This window comes from Anoxybacillus sp. PDR2 (assembly GCF_009834045.1).
Classification (GTDB): domain Bacteria; phylum Bacillota; class Bacilli; order Bacillales; family Anoxybacillaceae; genus Anoxybacteroides; species Anoxybacteroides rupiense.
In genome coordinates this window covers 858,031-879,409 of record NZ_CP047158.1, presented here as the reverse complement: position 1 = coordinate 879,409, position 21,379 = coordinate 858,031, and the positions used below count along the sequence as shown (strand labels likewise).

19 protein-coding genes and 1 other annotated feature are annotated in these 21,379 nt (G+C 43.6%); of the genes, 3 read left to right on the top strand and 16 right to left on the bottom strand.

All coding sequences use genetic code 11. The features are described 5' to 3' along the window. The 4 genes from GRQ40_RS04250 to GRQ40_RS04235 all read right to left on the bottom strand — a co-directional run bounded on the left by GRQ40_RS04250 (position 1) and on the right by GRQ40_RS04235 (position 4,666). Positions 1 to 1,068 carry an ABC transporter ATP-binding protein gene (locus tag GRQ40_RS04250; protein WP_044745735.1) on the bottom strand — a complete coding sequence of 356 codons (1,068 nt, stop codon included), beginning with the start codon at positions 1,066 to 1,068 and terminating at the stop codon, positions 1 to 3. Positions 1,069 to 1,079: 11 nt separating this feature from the next. After that, positions 1,080 to 1,997 (bottom strand): ABC transporter permease, encoded by a 918-nt coding sequence (locus tag GRQ40_RS04245; protein ID WP_044745734.1) that lies wholly within the window; start codon positions 1,995 to 1,997, stop codon positions 1,080 to 1,082. Between the two features lie 2 nt (positions 1,998 to 1,999). Then, positions 2,000 to 2,935 (bottom strand): ABC transporter permease, encoded by a 936-nt coding sequence (locus GRQ40_RS04240; RefSeq protein ID WP_044745733.1) that lies wholly within the window; start codon positions 2,933 to 2,935, stop codon positions 2,000 to 2,002. Positions 2,936 to 3,025: 90 nt separating this feature from the next. After that, positions 3,026 to 4,666, bottom strand: a complete 1,641-nt coding sequence (locus GRQ40_RS04235) for a peptide ABC transporter substrate-binding protein (protein WP_044745732.1) — start codon at positions 4,664 to 4,666, stop codon at positions 3,026 to 3,028. 525 nt (positions 4,667 to 5,191) lie between these two features. Beyond that, positions 5,192 to 5,428: a binding site (T-box leader), on the top strand. Positions 5,429 to 5,492: 64 nt separating this feature from the next. Here GRQ40_RS04235 and trpS point away from each other — a divergent pair. After that, positions 5,493 to 6,482 (top strand): tryptophan--tRNA ligase, encoded by a 990-nt coding sequence (gene trpS / locus GRQ40_RS04230; protein WP_066148289.1) that lies wholly within the window; start codon positions 5,493 to 5,495, stop codon positions 6,480 to 6,482. 54 nt (positions 6,483 to 6,536) lie between these two features. Here trpS and GRQ40_RS04225 read toward each other — a convergent pair whose 3' ends face one another. From GRQ40_RS04225 to GRQ40_RS04205, 5 genes are all read right to left on the bottom strand, one after another. Continuing rightward, a complete protein-coding gene (locus GRQ40_RS04225; RefSeq protein ID WP_066148285.1) occupies positions 6,537 to 7,277 on the bottom strand; it encodes a YjbA family protein in 741 nt (246 codons plus the stop codon). A gap of 85 nt (positions 7,278 to 7,362) precedes the next feature. Continuing rightward, positions 7,363 to 7,563: a YuzI family membrane protein gene (locus GRQ40_RS04220; protein ID WP_066148283.1), complete on the bottom strand. Its 201-nt coding sequence runs from the start codon at positions 7,561 to 7,563 to the stop codon at positions 7,363 to 7,365. An 84-nt stretch (positions 7,564 to 7,647) separates the two neighbouring features. Beyond that, positions 7,648 to 8,415: a DUF2268 domain-containing putative Zn-dependent protease gene (locus tag GRQ40_RS04215; protein WP_066148281.1), complete on the bottom strand. Its 768-nt coding sequence runs from the start codon at positions 8,413 to 8,415 to the stop codon at positions 7,648 to 7,650. Between the two features lie 102 nt (positions 8,416 to 8,517). Further along, complete coding sequence (gene fabF, locus GRQ40_RS04210) at positions 8,518 to 9,759, bottom strand: beta-ketoacyl-ACP synthase II (protein WP_159719430.1); 1,242 nt, start codon at positions 9,757 to 9,759, stop codon at positions 8,518 to 8,520. Between the two features lie 49 nt (positions 9,760 to 9,808). Next, positions 9,809 to 10,741: a beta-ketoacyl-ACP synthase III gene (locus tag GRQ40_RS04205; RefSeq protein ID WP_159719429.1), complete on the bottom strand. Its 933-nt coding sequence runs from the start codon at positions 10,739 to 10,741 to the stop codon at positions 9,809 to 9,811. Positions 10,742 to 10,906: 165 nt separating this feature from the next. On the opposite strand from GRQ40_RS04205, the gene GRQ40_RS04200 reads away from it, so the two are divergent. After that, entirely contained in the window at positions 10,907 to 11,143 is a 237-nt protein-coding gene (locus GRQ40_RS04200) for a hypothetical protein (protein ID WP_080860616.1), read from the top strand. Positions 11,144 to 11,213: 70 nt separating this feature from the next. On the opposite strand, the gene GRQ40_RS04195 is transcribed toward GRQ40_RS04200, so the two are convergent. Next, a complete protein-coding gene (locus tag GRQ40_RS04195; protein WP_159719428.1) occupies positions 11,214 to 11,492 on the bottom strand; it encodes a hypothetical protein in 279 nt (92 codons plus the stop codon). A 39-nt stretch (positions 11,493 to 11,531) separates the two neighbouring features. Continuing rightward, complete coding sequence (locus GRQ40_RS04190; RefSeq protein WP_044745723.1) at positions 11,532 to 12,260, bottom strand: alpha/beta fold hydrolase; 729 nt, start codon at positions 12,258 to 12,260, stop codon at positions 11,532 to 11,534. A 318-nt stretch (positions 12,261 to 12,578) separates the two neighbouring features. Here GRQ40_RS04190 and GRQ40_RS04185 point away from each other — a divergent pair, with 318 nt between their 5' ends. Beyond that, positions 12,579 to 12,770, top strand: a complete 192-nt coding sequence (locus tag GRQ40_RS04185; protein WP_044745722.1) for a YjzD family protein — start codon at positions 12,579 to 12,581, stop codon at positions 12,768 to 12,770. 241 nt (positions 12,771 to 13,011) lie between these two features. Here the strand turns inward: GRQ40_RS04185 and clpB are convergent, their stop codons facing one another. The 5 genes from clpB to GRQ40_RS04160 all read right to left on the bottom strand — a co-directional run bounded on the left by clpB (position 13,012) and on the right by GRQ40_RS04160 (position 21,325). Further along, on the bottom strand, positions 13,012 to 15,618 hold the full coding sequence (clpB, locus tag GRQ40_RS04180) for an ATP-dependent chaperone ClpB (protein ID WP_159719427.1): 2,607 nt from the start codon (positions 15,616 to 15,618) through the stop codon (positions 13,012 to 13,014). A gap of 281 nt (positions 15,619 to 15,899) precedes the next feature. Beyond that, positions 15,900 to 16,079 carry a YjzC family protein gene (locus GRQ40_RS04175; RefSeq protein ID WP_044745720.1) on the bottom strand — a complete coding sequence of 60 codons (180 nt, stop codon included), beginning with the start codon at positions 16,077 to 16,079 and terminating at the stop codon, positions 15,900 to 15,902. 116 nt (positions 16,080 to 16,195) lie between these two features. After that, positions 16,196 to 17,143, bottom strand: coding sequence for an ornithine carbamoyltransferase (argF, locus tag GRQ40_RS04170; RefSeq protein ID WP_066148274.1), 948 nt, complete (start codon positions 17,141 to 17,143; stop codon positions 16,196 to 16,198). Then, on the bottom strand, positions 17,140 to 20,265 hold the full coding sequence (locus tag GRQ40_RS04165) for a carbamoyl-phosphate synthase (glutamine-hydrolyzing) large subunit (RefSeq protein WP_159719426.1): 3,126 nt from the start codon (positions 20,263 to 20,265) through the stop codon (positions 17,140 to 17,142). The genes argF and GRQ40_RS04165 overlap by 4 nt, the downstream gene beginning before the upstream one ends. After that, positions 20,258 to 21,325 carry a carbamoyl phosphate synthase small subunit gene (locus GRQ40_RS04160; RefSeq protein ID WP_159719425.1) on the bottom strand — a complete coding sequence of 356 codons (1,068 nt, stop codon included), beginning with the start codon at positions 21,323 to 21,325 and terminating at the stop codon, positions 20,258 to 20,260. The genes GRQ40_RS04165 and GRQ40_RS04160 overlap by 8 nt, the downstream gene beginning before the upstream one ends. Positions 21,326 to 21,379: the final 54 nt, after the last annotated feature.

Here is a 21,379-nt window from a genome sequence, read left to right as displayed (position 1 = left end):
TTACTCACTCTCCTTTACAATAACAGGTTGAGGGTAATTGGAGGAGAGCTTGCGCAAACGTTTTTTCACCGCTTCAGGCGGCTCTACTTTTGGCGCGTCCGGATGAAGCAGCCATGTCGCTGCATAGTGCGTATCCGAAATCTGAAACAGCGGCGGCTCCAACTCAAAGTCGATTTTCATCGCATATGGATTGCGCGGCGCAAATGCATCGCCTTTTGGCGGGTTTGTCAAATCTGGCGGCGTTCCTGGGATGGCCGCTAATTCCGATTTATCATCGCTATCTAAGCTCGGCATCGACGCCAATAATCCCCATGTATAAGGATGCTTCGGGTCATAGAAGACTTCATCCACCGTTCCCATTTCTACGATTTTTCCTGCGTACATGACGGCCACACGATCCGCTACATTAGCAACGACCCCTAAATCATGAGTAATAAAGATAATCGATGTATTGGTTTTCTTCTGCAGCTCTTTCATCAGCTCTAAAATTTGCGCCTGAATCGTTACATCCAACGCTGTCGTTGGTTCATCGGCAATCAATAGCTTCGGATTGGAGGCCAAGGCTACAGCAATCATCGCCCGCTGTCTCATTCCCCCGGAAAATTCGTGCGGATATTGGGTCACGCGTTTTTCCGGCATCGGAATCCCAACAAGACGCAACAATTCAATCGCCCGCTCCTTTGCAGCCGATTTGTCCATTTTCAAATGTTTCGTTAACACTTCCATGATCTGATGTCCGACCTTCATGGTTGGATTCAACGATGTCATTGGATCTTGAAAGATCATCCCGATATCTTTTCCGCGAATCGCTTCCATTTCCTTGTCTGTTTTCTTAACAAGATCCTCTCCATCAAAAAGAATTTGTCCATTTTTGATTCTGCCCGGCGGTGTTGGAATAAGGCGCATAATGGTTTGGGAAGTCACGCTTTTTCCGGATCCTGATTCCCCTACAATCGCCAGCGTTTCCCCTCTGTTTAAGTGAAAGCTAACACCGCGCACAGCCTGAACTTCTCCGCCATATGTTTGAAACGAAACCTCTAAGTTTTTTACTTCTAACAGCTTCTCCATGTCTTCACCCCTTACTTACGCAATCTCGGATCTAGCGCATCGCGCAAACCGTCCCCTACTACGTTAAATGCAAAAATCGTTAAGCAAATAAAAGTAGCTGGGAAAAATAACCGCCATGGATAGTATTGCATGGCTTGTACTCCATCAGAAGCCATCGTCCCCCAACTCGCTAAAGGCTGCGGCACGCCAAGACCTAAATAACTTAAAAATGCTTCTGTAAAAATCGCAGATGGAATCGATAAGGTTAATGTGACAAGAATCGGGCCCATCGCGTTTGGAATTAAATGCTTAAACATAATCCGCGATGTGCTTGCACCTAGCGTTTGCGATGCAAGTACATATTCTTGGCTTTTCAGCTGAAGCACTTGCCCGCGAACGATGCGCGCCATATTGATCCATCCGGTAATCGTCATCGCTAAAATCATGGTACCTAGTCCTTGGCCTAAAACAACCATTAAGATAATCACGAGCAACAAATAAGGAACGGCCCATAAAATATCGGCAATCCGCATCATCACTTCGTCCGTTCTGCCACCGCGAAGCCCGGAAATACCGCCCCACAGCACCCCGATCAATAAGTCAATAAGCGCTGCAGCTAAACCAATGAACAAAGAAATTCTAGCACCATACCATGTACGCGCGAATACATCCCGACCTAAATCATCTGTGCCAAACCAGTGCTTAGAAGATGGAGGCTGGTTTGTATTCATTAAGTCGTTTGTCGCATAGTCGTATTTCGTCATGTGTGGTCCAAAAATCGCCATAAAGACTAAGAGTACAAGCAAAACTAGGCCAAACATCGCTAATTTATTTTTGCGAAAGCGAATCGCAACATCCTTCCAATAAGAAAGGCTCGGTCTCGATATTTTTTCCGCTTCGCCCAGCTCTGCTGCCGCTGGCTGAAACATCTCTTTTGGAATTTGTTGCATGATTACTCTCCTTTCTTTCCACCGGCTAGCTTAATTCGAGGATCAATGAAGCCGTACGCAATATCCACAAGCAGGACAGATGCCAGCAGTAAAATGCTGTAAAACACTGTAACTCCCATAATCACGGTATAATCACGATTCGAAATGCTCAATACAAAATGGCTTCCCAATCCAGGAATACCAAAGATTTTTTCAATGACAAAGCTTCCCGTTAAAATCCCTGCGGACAATGGTCCCAAATAGGTGACAACAGGCAATAAAGCGTTGCGAATGGCGTGTTTTACCGTAATTTGTCCTCTTGAAAGCCCTTTTGCCTTCGCTGTGCGAATATAATCATTGCTTAATACCTCCAGCATGCTGGAACGAGTCAGGCGAGCAATGAACGCCATCGGTGTCGCCGCAAGCGCAAGCGCCGGCAAAACCGTGTGCTGCAATGACTCCCATCGGGCCACCGGGAACAAATGCAGCTTAATCGCTAAAAAGTATTGCAAAACAGAGGCCATAATAAAGCTCGGAACCGATATTCCGAGAACGGCAAAAACCATCGCTCCGTAATCCTGCCATTTATTATGATTCAGCGCAGCAATAATCCCTAACAAAATCCCGATACTTACTGCTATCAGCAAAGCTTCCATTCCAAGAAAAAAAGAAACCGGAAAGCCGTCGCTAATGAGATCGTTCACTGTTTGTCCTTTATATTTAAAGGACGGACCGAAATCCCATTTCGCAACAGAAACTAAATAGTCAAAATATTGACTGTACCAAGGGCGATCCAGCCCATAGTATTCATTTAAGTTTTTTTCAATTTCAGGAGGCAGCTTTTTCTCCCCAGAGAAAGGTCCACCTGGCGCAGCTCTCATTAAAAAGAACGTCGCTGTAATAATTAAAAAGAGTGATAGCAACATATAGAGCAAACGTCTGCCTATATACCGCAACATATTCAAACACCTCCATTTTTTTGTAATTTGGCTTCATCGTGAAATGAAGGTATACGGGACAGTTCCCATATACCTTCACTCATTCACACCTTATTCAAAATATGCCCATTTGAATTGAACATCGCCAAGGCCTGATACTTCCACGCCTTTTAGGTTGTCTTTTTGCACCCAAGTATTTGTGTAGAAGTAGATTGGCGCGATTGGAAGCTCATCCATTAAAATTTGTTCTGCATCTTTGAGCATTTGCTTACGTTTTTCTGGATCAGCCTCTTTTTGTGAATCGATTAGCAATTGTTTGAACTTCGGATTTTCCCAATTTGTATCGTTGTTGCCGCCCTCTTTATCACGATATAGCTCCAAGAAGTTGATTGGATCGTTAAAGTCTCCTAACCAACCCATGCGGCCAATTTGATAATCACCAGAATGCAATTTGTCAATGTATACGTTCCATTCTGCATTTTCCAGCTTCACATTAATGCCTAGATTTTTCTTCCACATGTCTTGAATGGCCTGAGCAATTTTAGCGTGAGCGTCGTCCGTATTATAGGACAGAGTGATTGGCGGCAAATCTTTTACATCCTTTAAGCCAAGCTCTTGAAGACCTTTTTGTAAATACTCTTTTGCTTTTTCGACATCGTTATCTTTGAAATATCCCTTTTCATTTTCAGGGAACATCGTTGGCGGCACAGCAGCCATCGCTGGAATTTGCTCGCCTTTTGTCACGTTTTCTACAATCGCTTTGCGGTCGATCGCATATGTGAATGCCTTGCGGATATTCACATTGTTGAATGGTGGTTTTTCCGTATTAAATTTGTACCAATACGTACCTGCGATTGGCTGAACGTGCAATTTACCTTCTTTCTTTAACTGCGGCAAAGAGTCTGTCGGCAATTGGCCAGTAGGCATTCCTGCCCAATCTAGCTCTCCGTTGTTAAACATGGAAAGCTCCGTATTGGTGTCATTGACCATCGCCATGTCGATTTTCTCAAGCTTGACGTTTTTCGCATCCCAATAGGATTCATTCTTTTCAAGAACGATTTTGCTGTTATGCTCCCAAGTGACCATTTTGAACGGACCGTTTGAAGTGTAATCAGGCCCTGCATTTTTATACCAGTCTGGTTTTTGCTGAGCCACTTTGCTGTTCACTGGATAATACGTATAGAACGCTGTTAATTCTAAAAAGTAAGGGGTTGGAGCTTCAAGAGTCACTTGCAATGTTTTCTCGTCAAGTGCTTTTACGCCAACGTCCTCAGCCTTCGCCTTTCCTTCATTATAGGCTTGGCCATTTTTAATATAGTAAAGCTGATAAGCGTATTGTGATTCATTCTTTGGATCAAGCGCCCATTTCCAAGCATATTCGAAGTCTTGCGCTGTCACTGGGTCACCGTTTGTCCATTTTGCGTCGCGCAGCTTGAATGTGTAAGTCGTTAAATCATCGGAAACCTCGTAGCTTTCTGCAGCAGCTAATTCAGGTTTGCCGTCTTTAATGGTTGTCAACCCTTCGAATGTTTGGCGCAACACGTTACCAGAAACAGAGTCATTCGCCAAACCAGGATGTAGAGAAAACGGCTCAGTCTTAATGTTCACACGCAGCTCTTGCGGAACATCTGATTTTTTGCCTCCTGCTTTATCATCGCTGGCGTCATCTTTTTTGCTGAATCCACCACAAGCAGCAAGGAAGAGACTAAGCACTAGCATTAAGCTGAACAAAAGAGATAGTCTTTTCTTCAATGAATTTCCCCCCTAGTAAAAAATTTTTATAGTCAAAAGTCCTACGTAAAAGCGCAGAACTTTTGGTACCCCAGTTGCATCTTGAGCCGGTATGTACAAGAGCCTAGATCCATCACTCTGGATGGAAAAATTTTATCTGCTCTACTACAGATCGAAAATATTAATATACTTAAAAAAGAAATCATTCTATATTTTTGTTTTTTCTGAATTTTCCATTTGTTAAAATTGTTTTTTTAACTTTATTTTCAGCTAATTAGCATTTTATAGTTTTTTTCGATAAATGTAAATAAAAAAAATTACAAAATCACAAAAAAAAACTGAAAAAACAACAAATTAAAGCGTTTACATTTTCATTTTTTTTAAATTTATCCTTTCATTATACTAGCAATTTATCACTTTAATTTAGGAAAGAGAATTTTTTGAAAATAATTTTTTCAATAAGCTTGATATAATAATACAGAAATAGGAAAATCGACGGTTATTTCTTGCACAAATGTTCTTCATGCATTAGAATAAAGAAAAAAACAGCATGCGATGAGAAAGAAGAGTACATGTTGTGATGCCTTCAGAGAGCTTGTGGTTGGTGGGAACAAGCGGCTAGCAATATGGAATGGGCTTTCGAGCATCTGGGCTGAACTGGAGAGTAGGCTCAGACGTTTGCCTTGCGTTATAGAGGCGCCATGCATGATACAGCATGGATCAGAGTGATTGCACGTTTCTGTGCAATAACTAGGGTGGCAACGCGGTCCTATCGTCCCTAATTTTCGCTAAGGGGAGATAGGGCCTTTATTTATGGGCAAATAATGGAAAAGGAGTGGTCTATCTCATGAAAACCATTTTTTCTGGCATCCAGCCAAGCGGAGTTCTCACCCTTGGAAACTATATTGGTGCCATGCGGCAGTTCGTTGAGCTACAACACGAATATCAATGCTATTTTTGTATCGTCGATCAGCACGCGATTACCGTGCCGCAAGATCCAAAACAGCTGCGTCAAAATATCCGCAGCTTGGCGGCCTTCTATTTAGCGGTCGGCATTGATCCGAACACAGCCACTTTATTTGTGCAATCGGAAGTTCCTGCTCACGCGCAGGCCGGATGGATTTTACAGTGTCTTTCCTATATTGGAGAGCTTGAACGGATGACGCAATTTAAAGATAAATCGGCGGGAAAAGAGGCAGTGAGCGCGGGTCTATTAACATACCCGCCGTTAATGGCGGCTGATATTCTTCTTTATAAAACAGACATCGTTCCTGTTGGCGAAGATCAAAAGCAGCACATTGAATTAACTCGCGACTTAGCGGAGCGCTTCAATAAACGATACGGGGAAATTTTCACCATCCCTGAAGCGCGCATCCCAAAAGTCGGAGCGCGAATTATGTCATTGGCCGATCCATTGAAAAAAATGAGTAAATCGGATCCAAATCAAAAATCATATATTACGCTGTTAGATGATGCCAAAGCCATTGAAAAGAAAATTAAGAGCGCTGTAACCGATTCTGAAGGAACGATCCGCTACGACAAGGAAACGAAGCCTGGTGTTACTAACTTATTGAATATTTATTCCATTTTAGCAAATAAAACGATCGAACAATTAGAACAGCAATATGCCGGAAAAGGCTATGGAGAATTTAAAAGCGATTTAGCTCAAGTGATTATGGATGCCCTCGCTCCGGTTCAAGAGAAATATTATCATTTAATGGAAAGCAGCTCTCTTGATGACATCCTTGATAAAGGGGCAGAGAAAGCGAACCAAGTAGCAAACGAAATGCTCAAAAAAATGGAACATGCGATGGGATTAGGACGAAATCGAGGATAACAACAAAGCAAAAAAAGCAAGCCGCAACATCGGCTTGCTTTTTATTCAACCTCTTTAGTTAACCCGCGGCTCTTGCTCCATTTCCCACAGCTTTTCAAAAAATGGCTGTCCTTTAATCATTTTTTCGCATAGTTGAACGTGCTTTTCCGACCAATCGTATTTTGTTTCCTCATATAGCTGCTGCCATGCTTCTTCAAATGACATTTGCTGAATTAAAGGATATTTATGCGGCGCCCATTCCGTGTACCAATAGCGAATTTCTGCTACATTTTTCGTTGAATAAAGCTGATCCATCGCCATAAACAAAAGCTGTTTGAGTTGGCGCTCCTTCCGTGTCAGTCCGTTCATCAGCTCCGGAGCAGGCGATAAAATATGATATTCTTTTTCATATGAAGGAAGCGGATAGGCTTCTTCTTGCTGGTCCGCGACCATTTCATAGACAAGCTGCTCTTGTCTTGGAATCAGCCGACTTTTGCGAATTGGAATGCTCGAACCGATCGTGTCAATCGCTAATATTCCTTTTCCATCCGTTACAACGAAACAATAATCAAGCTGAAGACGTTCATGGTTTTTCCGCACATATGCTTTTTGATAAACATCTTCTAAAAGTGGCTTAGGTATCTCCGACAAACTATTTTCTACATAATTAAACAAACGGGAAGATACCTTTAAAAGCGGAACTTGATCGAGCAATTCGACTTGGTCATCCTTTCTCCATTCATGAAAGTGACAGACGTTATACCCATTTTCCTCGCCTTCAAACCAATTCACCCAAATATCATGAAGATATAACATAAGATACCCCTCACTTCAAAAGCTATTTGTCCATCATTATAGGCAGAGGGGGATTATTTTATTCCACAGCAGCCTTTTTTATCCATTATTCTTGATCCGGAAAGTATAGACTGAACCACATGACAATCATGCCGATTGGAAGTAAATAGCACTCCATTCTCGTGCTAATAAATTGAAAGTAATTGATCCACCCTCGCTCCGGTGTGATGAGATTTAAATAAGCAATGGATGTAACCCCGCCTATAACTGAAAAACCAAAGCCGAGCAAATAAATGAATACGCGCATCGCTTTCCTCCGTCGCCTTGTCCATCTTATTTCTACATATATGTGCAAGCGGCATTGTTCATGACTATGACCTTAAGACGATTGCTAAAATTGCGCGAGCTGCAGAATGCGCTCTGCAGGCATTTCCATCAGCTTAAAAAAGTCGTGCTCTTTTTGCAAGGCAGCGCATACGATTCCGTAGCCTACCGCATATCCAAGCATCTCAGGATACAGACCGCGTCCATATAAAAGGCGGTCGTATAATCGATGTGACGGAAAAATCATTTGATAGCGGTCAAGATATTGCTTCCAAAAATGGCGCAATTCATCGTCTGAATAGTATGATGTCCATTTGGCTTGATATTCTTTTCCCACGTCTTGCCCGACTGCTTGTTCTGCCAAGCCCTCTAAAATCACGGCGTCAAGCAGCGGATATTCCTTTTTCGGTTGCTTTGCTAGGCGGCAAACGTGATTGTATTCATGAGTCAATACGGCCTCTATTTCTTTCCATGAATGCTGCGGCAACAAAAATAAAAACAATTTATCAGCGTAGGCAAGACCGCCTTTACTATTAAAATCTCGAGCCATCTTTCTGTTATGTTCATTTGCCGGAAAAATAAAAACAGGTACATCCGGGCCGTTCCAGCGCTTTTGTAATCGATGATAGATCCTTTCCGTTCGCTCCCATAGCTGCTTTCGCTTCATGGTTTCTGTTATCTTTTTCGCTTCCTCCGATAACGAATGCATTCCGTGATGAATAAGATGAACATAAATATGCCGAGCGTTGCCCCCTCGAAAATAATCGGTTAGCCGTTCGCATAGCTGCAGCGGCTGTTCCGTAGCGAGCCATTCGTCGGTATGAATAACCGGCATTTCTCGCTTCCCCCTTTCTCTTCCTTATTTCCTATCGTATGATGGAGCAGAAAAAGGGGTGAAAAAAAGGCGATCCCGCTTTTTATGAGATCGCCTTGTTGATTATTCCGTATATTTTCTGAAAATAAGAGTGGCATTATGTCCGCCAAAGCCAAGAGAGTTGCTTAAAACAGCGTTTACTTCCTGCTTTCTCGCCACATTTGGCACATAATCAAGATCGCACTCTGGATCCGGTGTTTCATAATGAATCGTTGGCGGAATCACTCCATCGATCATTGTCAAGATGGAGAACATCGCTTCAACCGCGCCTGCGGCACCCAATAAATGGCCGGTCATCGACTTGGTTGAGCTGATTGCCAATTTATAAGCATGATCGCCAAAGACCTCTTTTATCGCCATTGTTTCATATTTATCGTTATATTCGGTGCTTGTTCCATGAGCGTTAATATAACCGATTTCTTCTGGCTTCATTCCGGCATCAGCGAGCGCTTGGCGCATCGCCCGCACACCGCCTTCCCCGCCTGGTGCAGGAGCTGTAATGTGATAAGCATCTCCCGTTGATCCATAGCCAACGATTTCCGCATAAATACGAGCGCCCCGCTTGCGTGCATGTTCTAATTCTTCGAGCACGAGAATAGCAGCGCCCTCTCCGATCACAAACCCATCACGGTTTTTATCGAATGGCCGGCTTGCTTTGTCCGGATCAGGATTTGTTGATAAAGCCGTATTCGCGCAAAATCCGGCTAATGCCATTTTCGTAATCGGCGCTTCGGTTCCTCCTGTCACCATCACATCCGCATCACCGCGTTGAATGACTTTAAACGCATCGCCAATCGAATTCGCGCCTGTTGCGCATGCTGTAACTGTACAAGAGTTGATTCCTTTTGCTCCTAATATAATCGATACTTGCCCTGCCGCCATATCAGGAATCATCATCGGTACAAAAAATGGGCTTACACGGCGATAACCGCGCTGTTGAAAAATTTCAAACTGCTGCTCGAATGTTTCCATTCCGCCGATTCCTGAGCCAATCCATACGCCCACTCGCTCGGCATTTTCTTCATTGATTGTTAAATTGGCATCTTTTACAGCCATAAGTGCAGATGCTACCGCATATTGAGTAAAGCGGTCCATTTTACGCGCTTCCCGTTTATCCATATAAAGTTCCGGATTAAAATCCTTTACCTCTGCCGCAACTTTTGCCGGATAATCATCTGGATTGACACGAGTCAGCGGACCCACGCCATTTTCGCCTGCTATTATACGTTTCCATGTTGTTTCCACATCATTTCCAAGCGGAGTCACTGCTCCCAGACCTGTGACAACGACTCTTCTCTTTTCCATCCTTTTTGCCTCTCTTTCCGTTTGTAGTCAAAGAGCTTTCATCGTTATTTTAGCGTCCCCATCTTAAGGCGATCGCTCCCCATGTTAAGCCGCCCCCAAAACCAACCATGATAATTAGATCATCGTCTTTGATTTTTCCAGCCTCTAGTTCTTCGACAATCGAAATTGGAATAGAAGCAGCGGACGTATTGCCATATTTTCTGACGGTTGCTGACATTTTATCCTCCGGCAGCTCCAAGCGCTGTCTAGCTGCTTCAACAATACGAATATTGGCTTGATGCGGAACTAAAAAATCCACATCCTGTTTAGACAATCCTGCTTTTTCGAGTACGTGAATGCATGATTCCCCCATTTGACGAACCGCAAATTTGAACACCTCTCGACCATTCATAATAACATATTCGTCTTGATATAGGTGTTTTCCTCCTGTTCCGTCAGCTCCTAATTCAAAGGATACAATGCCGCGGCCTTCGGAAACGGGTCCCATCACGACAGCACCTGCCCCATCACCAAATAAAACAGCCGTATTGCGGTCCTCCCAATTTACGATTTTCGATAATTTTTCCGCTCCTATCACTAATATATATCGATATGTTCCGCTTTCAATAAATTGCTTTGCTGTAACCATTCCATACATGAAGCCAGCGCAGGCTGCACTAATATCTAGGGCTGCTGCTTTTGTCGCCCCCAATCTTTCTTGCAGCATGCAAGCAACTGACGGAAATGGACGATCCGGCGTTACTGTAGCCACTAAAATTAAATCAAGTTCCGCAGCTGAGATCCGGGCGTTCTCAAGAGCCTTCACAGCAGCAAAATAAGCCATATCTGACGTGTCAATATCATCAGCGGCAATTCTTCTCTCTTCAATTCCCGTTCGAGTCCGAATCCATTCATCAGACGTATCCATCATTTTTTCCAAATCGAGGTTGGTGACTACCTTTTCCGGCAAATACCGGCCGATTCCGATAATACCTGCATTCATGCAGAACATCTCCTTTATTGTTATATAACCAATTACTATTACTTGGTACTAATTTTATCGAAGTTTTCATAATCACGCAATATAAATGTTTGGTCCATGTCATCTGTCTAATCATTTCTACTTTTCTGAACATAAATTGCTTATAAGGAGAAAGGGGGATCTCATGTGGAAGAAGAAAAACAACCGACCCATCAGCTAAATGACCGTTTTTCTCGTCTAATGTTTGGAGACTTTCCATTTCGTCAAGAAAAACAAACAAACGTAGCAGAAACATCCTCTTCCCAGCAGGGGGTTGATTTTCTACAGCTTATGCAAGACATTGATACACTTGTCTCCTCGTTCCATCAACTCAAACCATTCATGAAAACGTTTACTTCTTTTACGGATTTATTAAAAAAATAAATAACGTAGATCGAAACGAACCGATTATGCGGTTCCTATTTTTTCCACACGAATACATGGCAAAGGTAAGTCACCAGACCTCTCCGGCCGTTGCTATTCCAGAAACCACAGGTGTGTTGATGATCCAATAAAACCAATTGACATTGTTTGATTCCTCGCTTTTCTGCCGTAGTCGGCAAGCCATATTTTTAGTAAAAGAATGGATTATTACCGTTTGTGCAGAAATCATGTTTTCATCTTCAAATAGCATGAATAGTGGGAAAGTAGAGCGCATTTTTAGAAAAGCTTCTGTAAAGCATGCTTCACCAGCCTCCTTATCTAACTCGTTGCGTGGATCCTTCTGCTGCAAAAACTCCTCTATCGTTCCTAAGAGCGATAGAGGAGCTCATCATAATCGATTATACTTTTCATAGAATTGGTGAATGGCTCTGGCAAACCGATATCGTTTTTCCGGTAAATGATACAAAACTTCCACAGGCAGCTTTTTTTCTTTTGCTATTTCTGCATACTTACGGCAGTGAAGGGAAGAAGGATAAGGCGTTACTCCGGATAGCTGCCATATTTTCGTCGGCACATGGGAAAAAGTCAAAGAAGAACAAGGAATCACATCATATACTTTAGTCTTGTCTACTCTATAGGCATCGGCGATATCGTTTACTAGACGTTTGTAGAAAAATTTGTTTTCCTTTTCGTATTCCAGTTGTGCTCGCAAATTTAGACATGGACTAAACATCGCCACCGCCCGAATTTGTGGAGATATTTCCTCCATCAGTCGCAAGGCGGCAAGCGCCCCCATTCCTTCGGCTAAAAGATAAATACGATGATTAAGAATTTCACTTTTTAATACATAGTAGATCAGTTGTTTCGCCAACCGAAGCGCCTGATCACTTCCCCAATGCCGCCCGTACAAATGGGAAGAAAAAATGGTGTATCCATATTGAAGCAGATCATCTAGCAGTTGCCGTCTTCCTTCGTGCTCGGTCCAGAAGCTTGCATTTTCTGTTACATAATGATTGACATCTCCAAGAAGAAGAACGCCAAACCCATTTGGGCGCTCCGGTACATGGATGATGCACCATTGATCATCTAATTGGAAAAAACGCTGCTGAATCGTCATATTATTTCACCTTTACTTTCCCAGGTGTGTTGTCGATGAATCAATATCATTTAGAAATTGATTACCTTTATTGCTTTTCTGCCGCCCTTCGAACAATAATCGTTATGCGCAGAAAAGCGAATCATCATCCTCTCCTGATCACTTATACCTCAATGAAACCACTGTTTGTTGCCTTCTACAAAGCATAGCTGTACATTAGAAATATATGTGAACACTTCAAAGATGGAAAGGGTATCAGCCTAAAAAGAAGAACATTTTCCATGAAAGCGATTTGTGATAAGATAGATAAAGAAAGCAAGAAATGTTGAGGTGAAAATCATGAGATTTTTTTGGACGCTCTTTTGGACATTCTTGCTAGCACAAATGGCTACATATGTCATTAGTTCCATGCAAGGAAGTTCTTATCAATTTTCAACAGGCGCTTTTTTAGGAGTGGCTATGACGATTTTTGTCATCATCATTGGCAGCTTGCTTCCTAATGATCCTGTTGGCCATCATGACCATCATTAAAAAGCAGAACCTAGCTCTTAGTGCGCTGCACAAAAGGAGGCTGTCTAAAAAGACAGCCTCCTTTTGTCAATACTCTCTGCCATTACAACTTGATGCGCGAGCATTTGCCCACCATTGAGCAGGTGATATCCGATTTCGCCGGCACGCTTTAATGTGACCGAACGCTTACTTTCAACGGACGACGTTAATTCCAAATTATGGTATACAACTTTCATTCATATTACTCTGCGGTCAAAAATAGTTACATTTCGCTTTCAGCATTCGTCTTGATCACGATTTGCTCGTTCTCATAGTCCACGACAATCCGGCTGTGATCCTTCACCCGTCCCGCCACGATTTCTTTGGCCAGAGGCGTTTCAATCCGCTTCTGCATAAATCTCTTTAATGGACGCGCTCCATAGACAGGATCAAAACCTGCTTGCGCGATATACTCTTTCGCACGCTCCGACAGCGTTACAGAAATATGGCGATTCGCAAGGCGTGTGCCCAGTTCTCCCGCAAACTTGTCCACAATTCCCTTTAACTCTTTTATCGTCAGCGGCTTAAATAGAACGATATCATCAATGCGATTTAAAAATTCCGGCCGGAAGTGCATTCGCAATTGCTGCATCACTTGACTGCGAGCTTCTTCGCCAATTTCGCCATTTTCTTGCCCTGCTTCCAGTAGTGTGTGTGAACCGATATTCGATGTTAAAATAATGACGGTATTTTTAAAGTCCACCGTTCTTCCTTGTGAGTCCGTAATGCGGCCGTCGTCAAGCGCTTGTAATAAAATATTAAACACTTCCGGATGCGCTTTTTCCACTTCATCAAGCAAAATAACCGAATACGGCTTGCGACGCACCGCTTCTGTCAGCTGTCCGCCTTCTTCATAACCGACATATCCGGGAGGCGCGCCAATCAGCCGCGATACCGCGTGCTTTTCCATGTACTCCGACATATCAATCCGAACCATCTGTTCTTCGCTATCAAAAAGCGCTTGCGCCAACGCTTTGGCCAGCTCCGTTTTCCCTACCCCTGTCGGCCCTAGAAATAGAAAGGATCCAATCGGTCGGCGCGGATCTTTAATACCGGCGCGCGCCCGCAACACGGCATCTGCCACCAACTCTACCGCTTCGTCTTGACCGATGACGCGTTGATGCAATAGCTCCTGCAAGCGCAACAGCTTTTCCCGTTCCCCCTCTACTAGCTTCGTTAACGGGATGCCGGTCCATCTTGAAACAATTTCGGCAATTTCTTCTTCCGTCACCTCTTCCCGCAAAAGCCGCCCTTCTTTTTCTGTTCGGCTCGCATCTTGTTCAAGTTGCTTTAATTGCTTTTCCAGTTCCGGAATGCGTCCATGGCGCAGCTCAGCTGCTTTATTTAAATCATAAGCATTTTCAGCCTCTTCTAGCTCTCGTTTTGCTCTTTCCAGTTCCTCACGAACACCGCGTATTTGCTGAATCGCTTCTTTTTCCTGTTGCCATTTCGCTTTCATGCTATTGGCTTTTTCTTTTAAATTGGCCAGCTCCTGTTTGAGAGCTTCCAGACGTTCCCGGCTCGCTTCATCCTCTTCCTTGCGCAACGCTGCTTCTTCAATCTCAAGCTGCATCACACGACGCATCACCTCATCTAATTCTGATGGCATTGAATCAATTTCTGTGCGAATCATGGCGCACGCTTCATCAACAAGATCAATGGCTTTATCAGGAAGAAAACGTTCAGAAATATAGCGATCTGATAATACCGCAGCGGTAACGAGCGCGCGGTCATGAATATTCACGCCGTGATGAATCTCAAACCGTTCCTTTAAACCACGCAAGATAGAAATCGTATCTTCCACGCTCGGCTCTTCCACAAGCACCTGCTGAAACCGTCGCTCTAAAGCCGGGTCCTTTTCGATATATTGTCGATATTCATCCAAAGTGGTAGCGCCAATGCAGCGCAATTCCCCGCGAGCGAGCATCGGCTTTAACATGTTTCCTGCATCAATAGCCCCCTCGGCTTTTCCAGCACCGACAATCGTATGCAACTCGTCAATAAATAAAATGATCTTTCCTTCGCTTTTTTTTATTTCATTTAATACAGCTTTTAAGCGCTCTTCAAATTCCCCGCGAAATTTCGCTCCTGCGATTAAAGAGCTCATATCTAAAGCAAAAATGATTTTATCTTTTAAGCCTTCCGGTACGTCCTTCCGAACAATCCGTTGAGCAAGCCCTTCGACAATCGCTGTTTTTCCCACTCCCGGTTCGCCAATAAGCACTGGATTATTTTTGGTTTTACGCGATAAAATGCGGATCACACGGCGAATTTCACTGTCGCGGCCGATGACAGGGTCAATTTTTCCGGCGCGCGCCTCTTCCACTAAATCGCGGCCATATTTTTTTAATACCTCATATGTAGCTTCTGGATTTGCACTTGTCACGCGCTGATTCCCCCTTATTTCTTTTAATACGTGTAAAAGTCTCGAACGATTTAATTCGTACTTTTGCAGCAGCTGCCCGATCTCATTTTTTTCATTGGTTAACGCCAAAAGCAAATGTTCTACAGAGGTATACTCATCCTTCATCTGTTTTGCTTCCTGTTCAGCGTTGGTGAGCAACCGTTCCAAACGAGGCGCCATGTAGACAATTTCTTCCGCCCCCATCACTTCAGGTTTTCTTTTTAAAAATGAACGGAGATCTACAGCCATTTTGTTAATATTGATATGTAGAAGAGAGAGCATGCGTTTGGCCAGCCCTTCTTCCTGCTCCAACAACGCCAGCAAAAGATGATCGATATCCATCATTTGATGATGATACGTTTTGGCGATGGATTGAGCAGAGATCAGCGCCTCCTGCATCTTTTCTGTTAGCTTGTTCATATCCATGACATTCACCTGTCTTTTGACTTTTTTTGACCTTTATATATATTATACCCTTGTCCCACAGGAAAAGCCATTCCCACGGTGAGAATGGCTCAGTCTATTATCCTGCGTCACAGCGTCTCGTTCGTCTGCACGGTAACGTCTTCGTTCGGTTCTCTTCTTTCTCTGCCCAGCGTTTTTAAGACATTTTGAAGTGGAAACAACTGAAATGAGTAACGCCTCAAAATAATGGTAGACAAAGAAAAAATCTGCTTTGTCTACCATATCAACGGCTGCATCGATCGTTATGGTTTGCGCATATAAGTCCAATGGCGATTATGATTGGACGTTTCTGGGAATGTATCTCCCGCTTTGAGCTTCACTTTTTTAGGATTTTTCACGTTATCTCCTGTTTCTCCGATTTCAATATATACACCATTGTTGGGCGCTTTGTCCCCTGGTCCAAAATGACGTCTTTGGCCCATGCTCATCCCCTCCTTCAAGCAGCGTACACGCTTATCATCTCCCCTCTTTTTATCATTCACTCATGCAAATCGTGGAATGATTTGCAAAAAAACACCGGAGTAACCTCCGGTGTTTTTCAGCATGATAATAACGATAGCAAAATGGCTTTTTGGACATGGAGACGATTTCCTGCTTGCTCAAATACATAAGAATGGTCGCTGTCAATGACGCCAGCTGTCACTTCTTCGTCGCGATGAGCAGGCAAACAATGCAAAAACATATAATCTGGCTTAGCCTGCTTCACTAGCTGTTCGTTGACTTGAAACGGCTGGAACACTGCCAGCCGCTGCTGGCTTTCCTGTTCTTGTCCCATGCTCGTCCATACATCCGTATAAATGACATCAGCATGTTTCACCGCTTCTTGTGGAGAATGGGTCACGACAATTTGTGATCCTGTTTGTTTGGCTACTTCGATTGCAGCCTCGACATATTGTTCTTTCGGTTCATAGCCTACCGGGCATGCAATCGTACAATCCATCCCTACTTTGGCAGCGGCGATCATTAATCCATGGGCAACATTATTGCCATCTCCGACATATACTAGCTTCAGTCCCTTTAGCTGTTTTTTCGTTTCATAAATGGTTAGTAAATCAGCCAGTGCTTGACATGGATGATCGTCATCTGTCAATCCGTTAATAACGGGTACCGTTGCGTACTGTGCAAGCTCTTCGATTTTGCTATGGGCGAATGTGCGAATCATAATCGCATCTACATATTGCGATAATACTCTTGCCGTATCAGCAATGGTTTCCCCGCGGCCAATTTGCAAATCATTGCTGTTTAAATAAAGCGCATGTCCGCCTAACTGTGTCATCCCCACTTCAAAGGATACTCTCGTCCGCGTAGATGGCTTTTCGAAAATCATCGCCAATGTTTTCCCTGTTAATGGTGTATAGGCTTGACCTGCCAGCTGCTTTTGTTTCAACTCACTTGCTAACGTTAGTAAATCATGGATCTCCTCAGAAGAAAAATCGATTAATGTTAATAAATCCTTTCCTTTTAATGAATGGATTGTCGCATTCATCCTATCACCGCTTCCTCTGTTTGTTTTTTTAATTTAAGCCATTCCTGAATCGAAAGAACGGAAAAATCGTCAGAATCAAGCGCCTGCAAAAACAGCTTGCACGTTTCCACTTCCGTAAAGGCCAGCAGCTGCCGTGACAAAGCAAGCATCCGTTGTTCCGCAGCTTGTTGATCGTTTTTGAAATTAAAAAAGGCTAATGCTTCTTTTCGCTTTACCCATTCAGAAAATGGAATGTGGCTCACAAGCTTGATTCGCTTATTCTTCATTGCTTCTACGAGCGCTTGTATTTGCTCTATTTCTGCATCCACATAAACCTCGAAAGCATCTGCTTTTTTTGTCAAATAAGAATGGAACGCTTTGCCGGCTGCCTCCGCTGCTGTATGAGCAATGCTAATTCCTTCGCCTGTCGATTTCATTTCCGGCCCGACAAGCGGATCGACTCCAGGCAGCTTATGCATTGAAAAAACGGGATATTTCAAAACAATGTAGGACATATCGCTGAAGCTGTTTGTCACAGAATCATTTACCTCATCTAAGCATTTCCCAAGCAATAATTTTGTCGCAATTTGCGCAAGTGGAATTCCCGTCGTCTTGCTGACAATCGGCACCGTTCGGCTCGCGCGAGGGTTGACTTCCAGCACATACACCTCGCCATTTGCGATGACAAATTGAATATTCATTAAACCTTTGAATTGAAGCTTTTGCACAATTTTTTCAGCAAATGTTTTTATCTTGGCTTTTTCATCTTCTGACAGCGTTTGCGCTGGCAGCCACGCATAGCTATCACCTGAATGGACGCCCGCTTTTTCAACATGCTCAATAATGGTTGGAATCAGTACGCTCTTTCCATCGGCTACCACATCGACTTCGGCTTCTTTTCCTTCCAAATACGCATCAATCAGTACGGGATACGTCAAAGTGGCCGCTTGCTGCAACAATTGCTGTTCATTTTGTACAATAAACATGCCTTTGCCGCCGATCACATATGACGGACGAAGCAACACCGGATAACCGATCTTTTCCGCTTTTTCCACCAACTCATTTTCATTTTCGGCTATTACACCAGGCACGTGTGGAATCGCTAATTCCTCTAAAAGCTGATAAAAACGATCACGATCCTCCAGCTGGTCAATGACATCGTATGAGGCGCCTAAAATGGTCACACCTGCCTCTTCCAGTTCTTTTACTAGATTAATCGCTGTCTGTCCCCCGAATTGGACAACCACTTTTTGAATTTGTTCTGCCTCAATCACATTAAGCACATCTTCCAACACAAGCGGTTCGAAATAAAGACGATCCGCCACTGCAAAATCGGTGCTAACGGTTTCCGGATTATTGTTAATCAAGACGGTTTCGTATCCTTCTTTCTGAAGAGCATAGACGCTATGAACGGAGCTGTAGTCAAACTCAATTCCTTGGCCGATTCGAATCGGCCCCGCTCCGATAATAAGAACTTTTTCTTTATCGCTTGCTTTTCGTTCATCCGCACCAAAATAAGTAGAGTAATAGTAATCCGTTTCCGAGTGGAATTCCGCTGCACACGTATCTACCATTTTATAAGCTGGAATAATGCCAAGCTGCTTCCGCTTGCGGCGAATTTCCGCTTCCTTTACATTCCAAATACTCGCTAAAAAAGCATCAGAAAATCCTTTTTCTTTCAATAAGCGAAGCATTGCGGCATCAATATGAGCAAAATGGGCGGCTTTCGCTTGTTGCTCAAGCATAATAAGCTGATAAAAACTATTTAAAAAAAAGCGGTCGATTTTGGTTAGTTGATAGATCGTTTCGATCTCTTCGCCTCGTCTGAACAATTCTAAAATTGCAAAAAATCGGCGATCATCTTGATGAATTAATAGCTCTTTTAATTCATCATTCGTCTTGGTGGACATCTCCGGCAAAAACAATCCGTTATTAGCCCCCTCCAATGAACGGACAGCCTTTTGCAAGGCGCGCTCCAAATTGCGGTCAATCGCCATCACTTCCCCCGTCGCTTTCATTTGCGTTCCTAGGCGGCGGTCGCCGCTTGGAAATTTGTCAAATGGCAAACGCGGAAATTTGACAACAACATAATCAAGCGCTGGTTCAAAGCTGGCAAATGTATTTTTCGTAACAGGATTTAGCAATTCCGCTAATGTATAGCCAACAGCCAATTTGGCAGCAATGCGCGCAATCGGATATCCGGTCGCTTTGGATGCCAAAGCGGAGGAACGGCTGACGCGCGGATTCACCTCGATTAAATAATAATTTTTGCTAAACGGATCGAGCGCGAATTGAATGTTGCATCCGCCAATAATTCCGAGCGCTGAAATAATTTTTACTGCCGATGAGCGCAGCATATGATATTCTTCATCCGTTAAGGTTTGGGATGGGGCCACAACAATGGAGTCACCCGTATGAACTCCGACAGGATCGATGTTTTCCATGTTGCAAACTGTAATGCAAGTATCGGTATCGTCGCGCATCACTTCATATTCGATTTCTTTGTATCCTGCCACACTGCGCTCCACCAAACATTGGGTAATGGGACTTTCCGCCAATCCCTTTTCAACGAGGGATACAAATTGCTCCATGGTTTCCGCAATTCCTCCGCCGCTTCCCCCTAATGTATAGGCTGGACGGATAATGATCGGGAAGCCGATCTTTTCAGCAAAAGCAACTGCATCCGCTACATTCGTAATAATTTCACTTTCTGGCACCGGCTCGTTTAACTCATACATTAACTGGCGGAACGCTTCCCGATCCTCTCCTTTTTGGATCGCTTCAATCGGTGTTCCAAGCAATCTCACGCCATATTTCGTTAAAACTCCTGCTTCATGGAGCTGAAACGCTAAGTTTAATCCCGTCTGTCCTCCAAAGGTCGCCAACAAGCCATCAGGCCGTTCCTTCGCGATAATGCTCTCCAAGCTATCGACTGTCAATGGCTCAAAATAAACAGCATCTGCATGAACATCGTCAGTCATAATCGTAGCCGGATTGTTATTGACTAGAATGACGCGATAGCCTTCTTCCTTTAAAGCGATGCATGCTTGCGTACCAGAATAGTCAAACTCCGCCGCTTGACCAATCACAATCGGTCCAGATCCGATGATTAAAATCGATTGAAGTGATGGATCTTTAGGCATATACTTTCTCTCCTTTGTTCACTGCTTGCAAAAATTCAGCAAAAATATGTTCTGTATCATTTGGTCCGGGATGTGCCTCCGGGTGATACTGAACCGATAAAATCGGTTTGTATCGGTGAACCATTCCTTCTACCGAATCGTCGTTCACATTGATAAAGCGAATGTCAAACGGCGTAGCGGCCAAACTTTCTTTATTGACCACATAACTATGGTTTTGCGAAGTCATGAACACCTTTTTCTTCTGCAAATCATAAACGGGCTGGTTGGCTCCGCGATGTCCAAAGCGGAGCTTCTCTGTGTTGGCTCCGTATGATAATGCGACGAGCTGGTGTCCTAAACAAATCGCAAGCGTTGGATAATGGTCAATCATCATTCGGATATTCGGCAAATATTCCGCCAGTTGCTTCGGATCTCCGGGGCCATTGGATAAAACGATCCCGTCGGGCTGCAATGCTTCAATAGCGGAAAATGGCGTATGATAAGGAACGACGGTTACTTGGCATCCTCGTGTTACCAGAGATTGCACTATCGATTTCTTATAGCCAAAATCGACGAGTACAATATGCGTATCGCCGTTTCCATATACGGACATTTGCTCAGTGGATACACTTGCAACAGGAAAGCGATTTTCCTTGAGCGCGCCAATCTCCGATTCTCCTGGAGCAATCCACCCCATCATCGTTCCTTGATTGCGAATCTCTTTTACCAGCGCCCGCGTATCCACATGGGTTAATAGCGGAATCTTCCATTGCTGCAAGTATTCTTTTAAACTATATTTCGCTTCATAATGGTATCCTTGCTGACTTGCCTCATATACAATCACCGCCTGCACATGCGGTTTTTTACTTTCGAAATCGGCTTCATTAATTCCATAATTGCCAATCAGTGGATACGTGAACACAATGATTTGGTTTTTATATGAAGGATCTGTCAGCACTTCCTGATAGCCGGTCATTCCTGTATAAAAGACGACTTCCCCTTGAATTTCCCCGTTTTCTCCCGGCACTTCAAGAACTCCGGCAAATGTCTTTCCATTTGCTAAATGCAAACAAGCGTTCATCGCAGACACCTCATTGTCGAATTTTTATTACAAAATGAGAATTTTTATGCATTC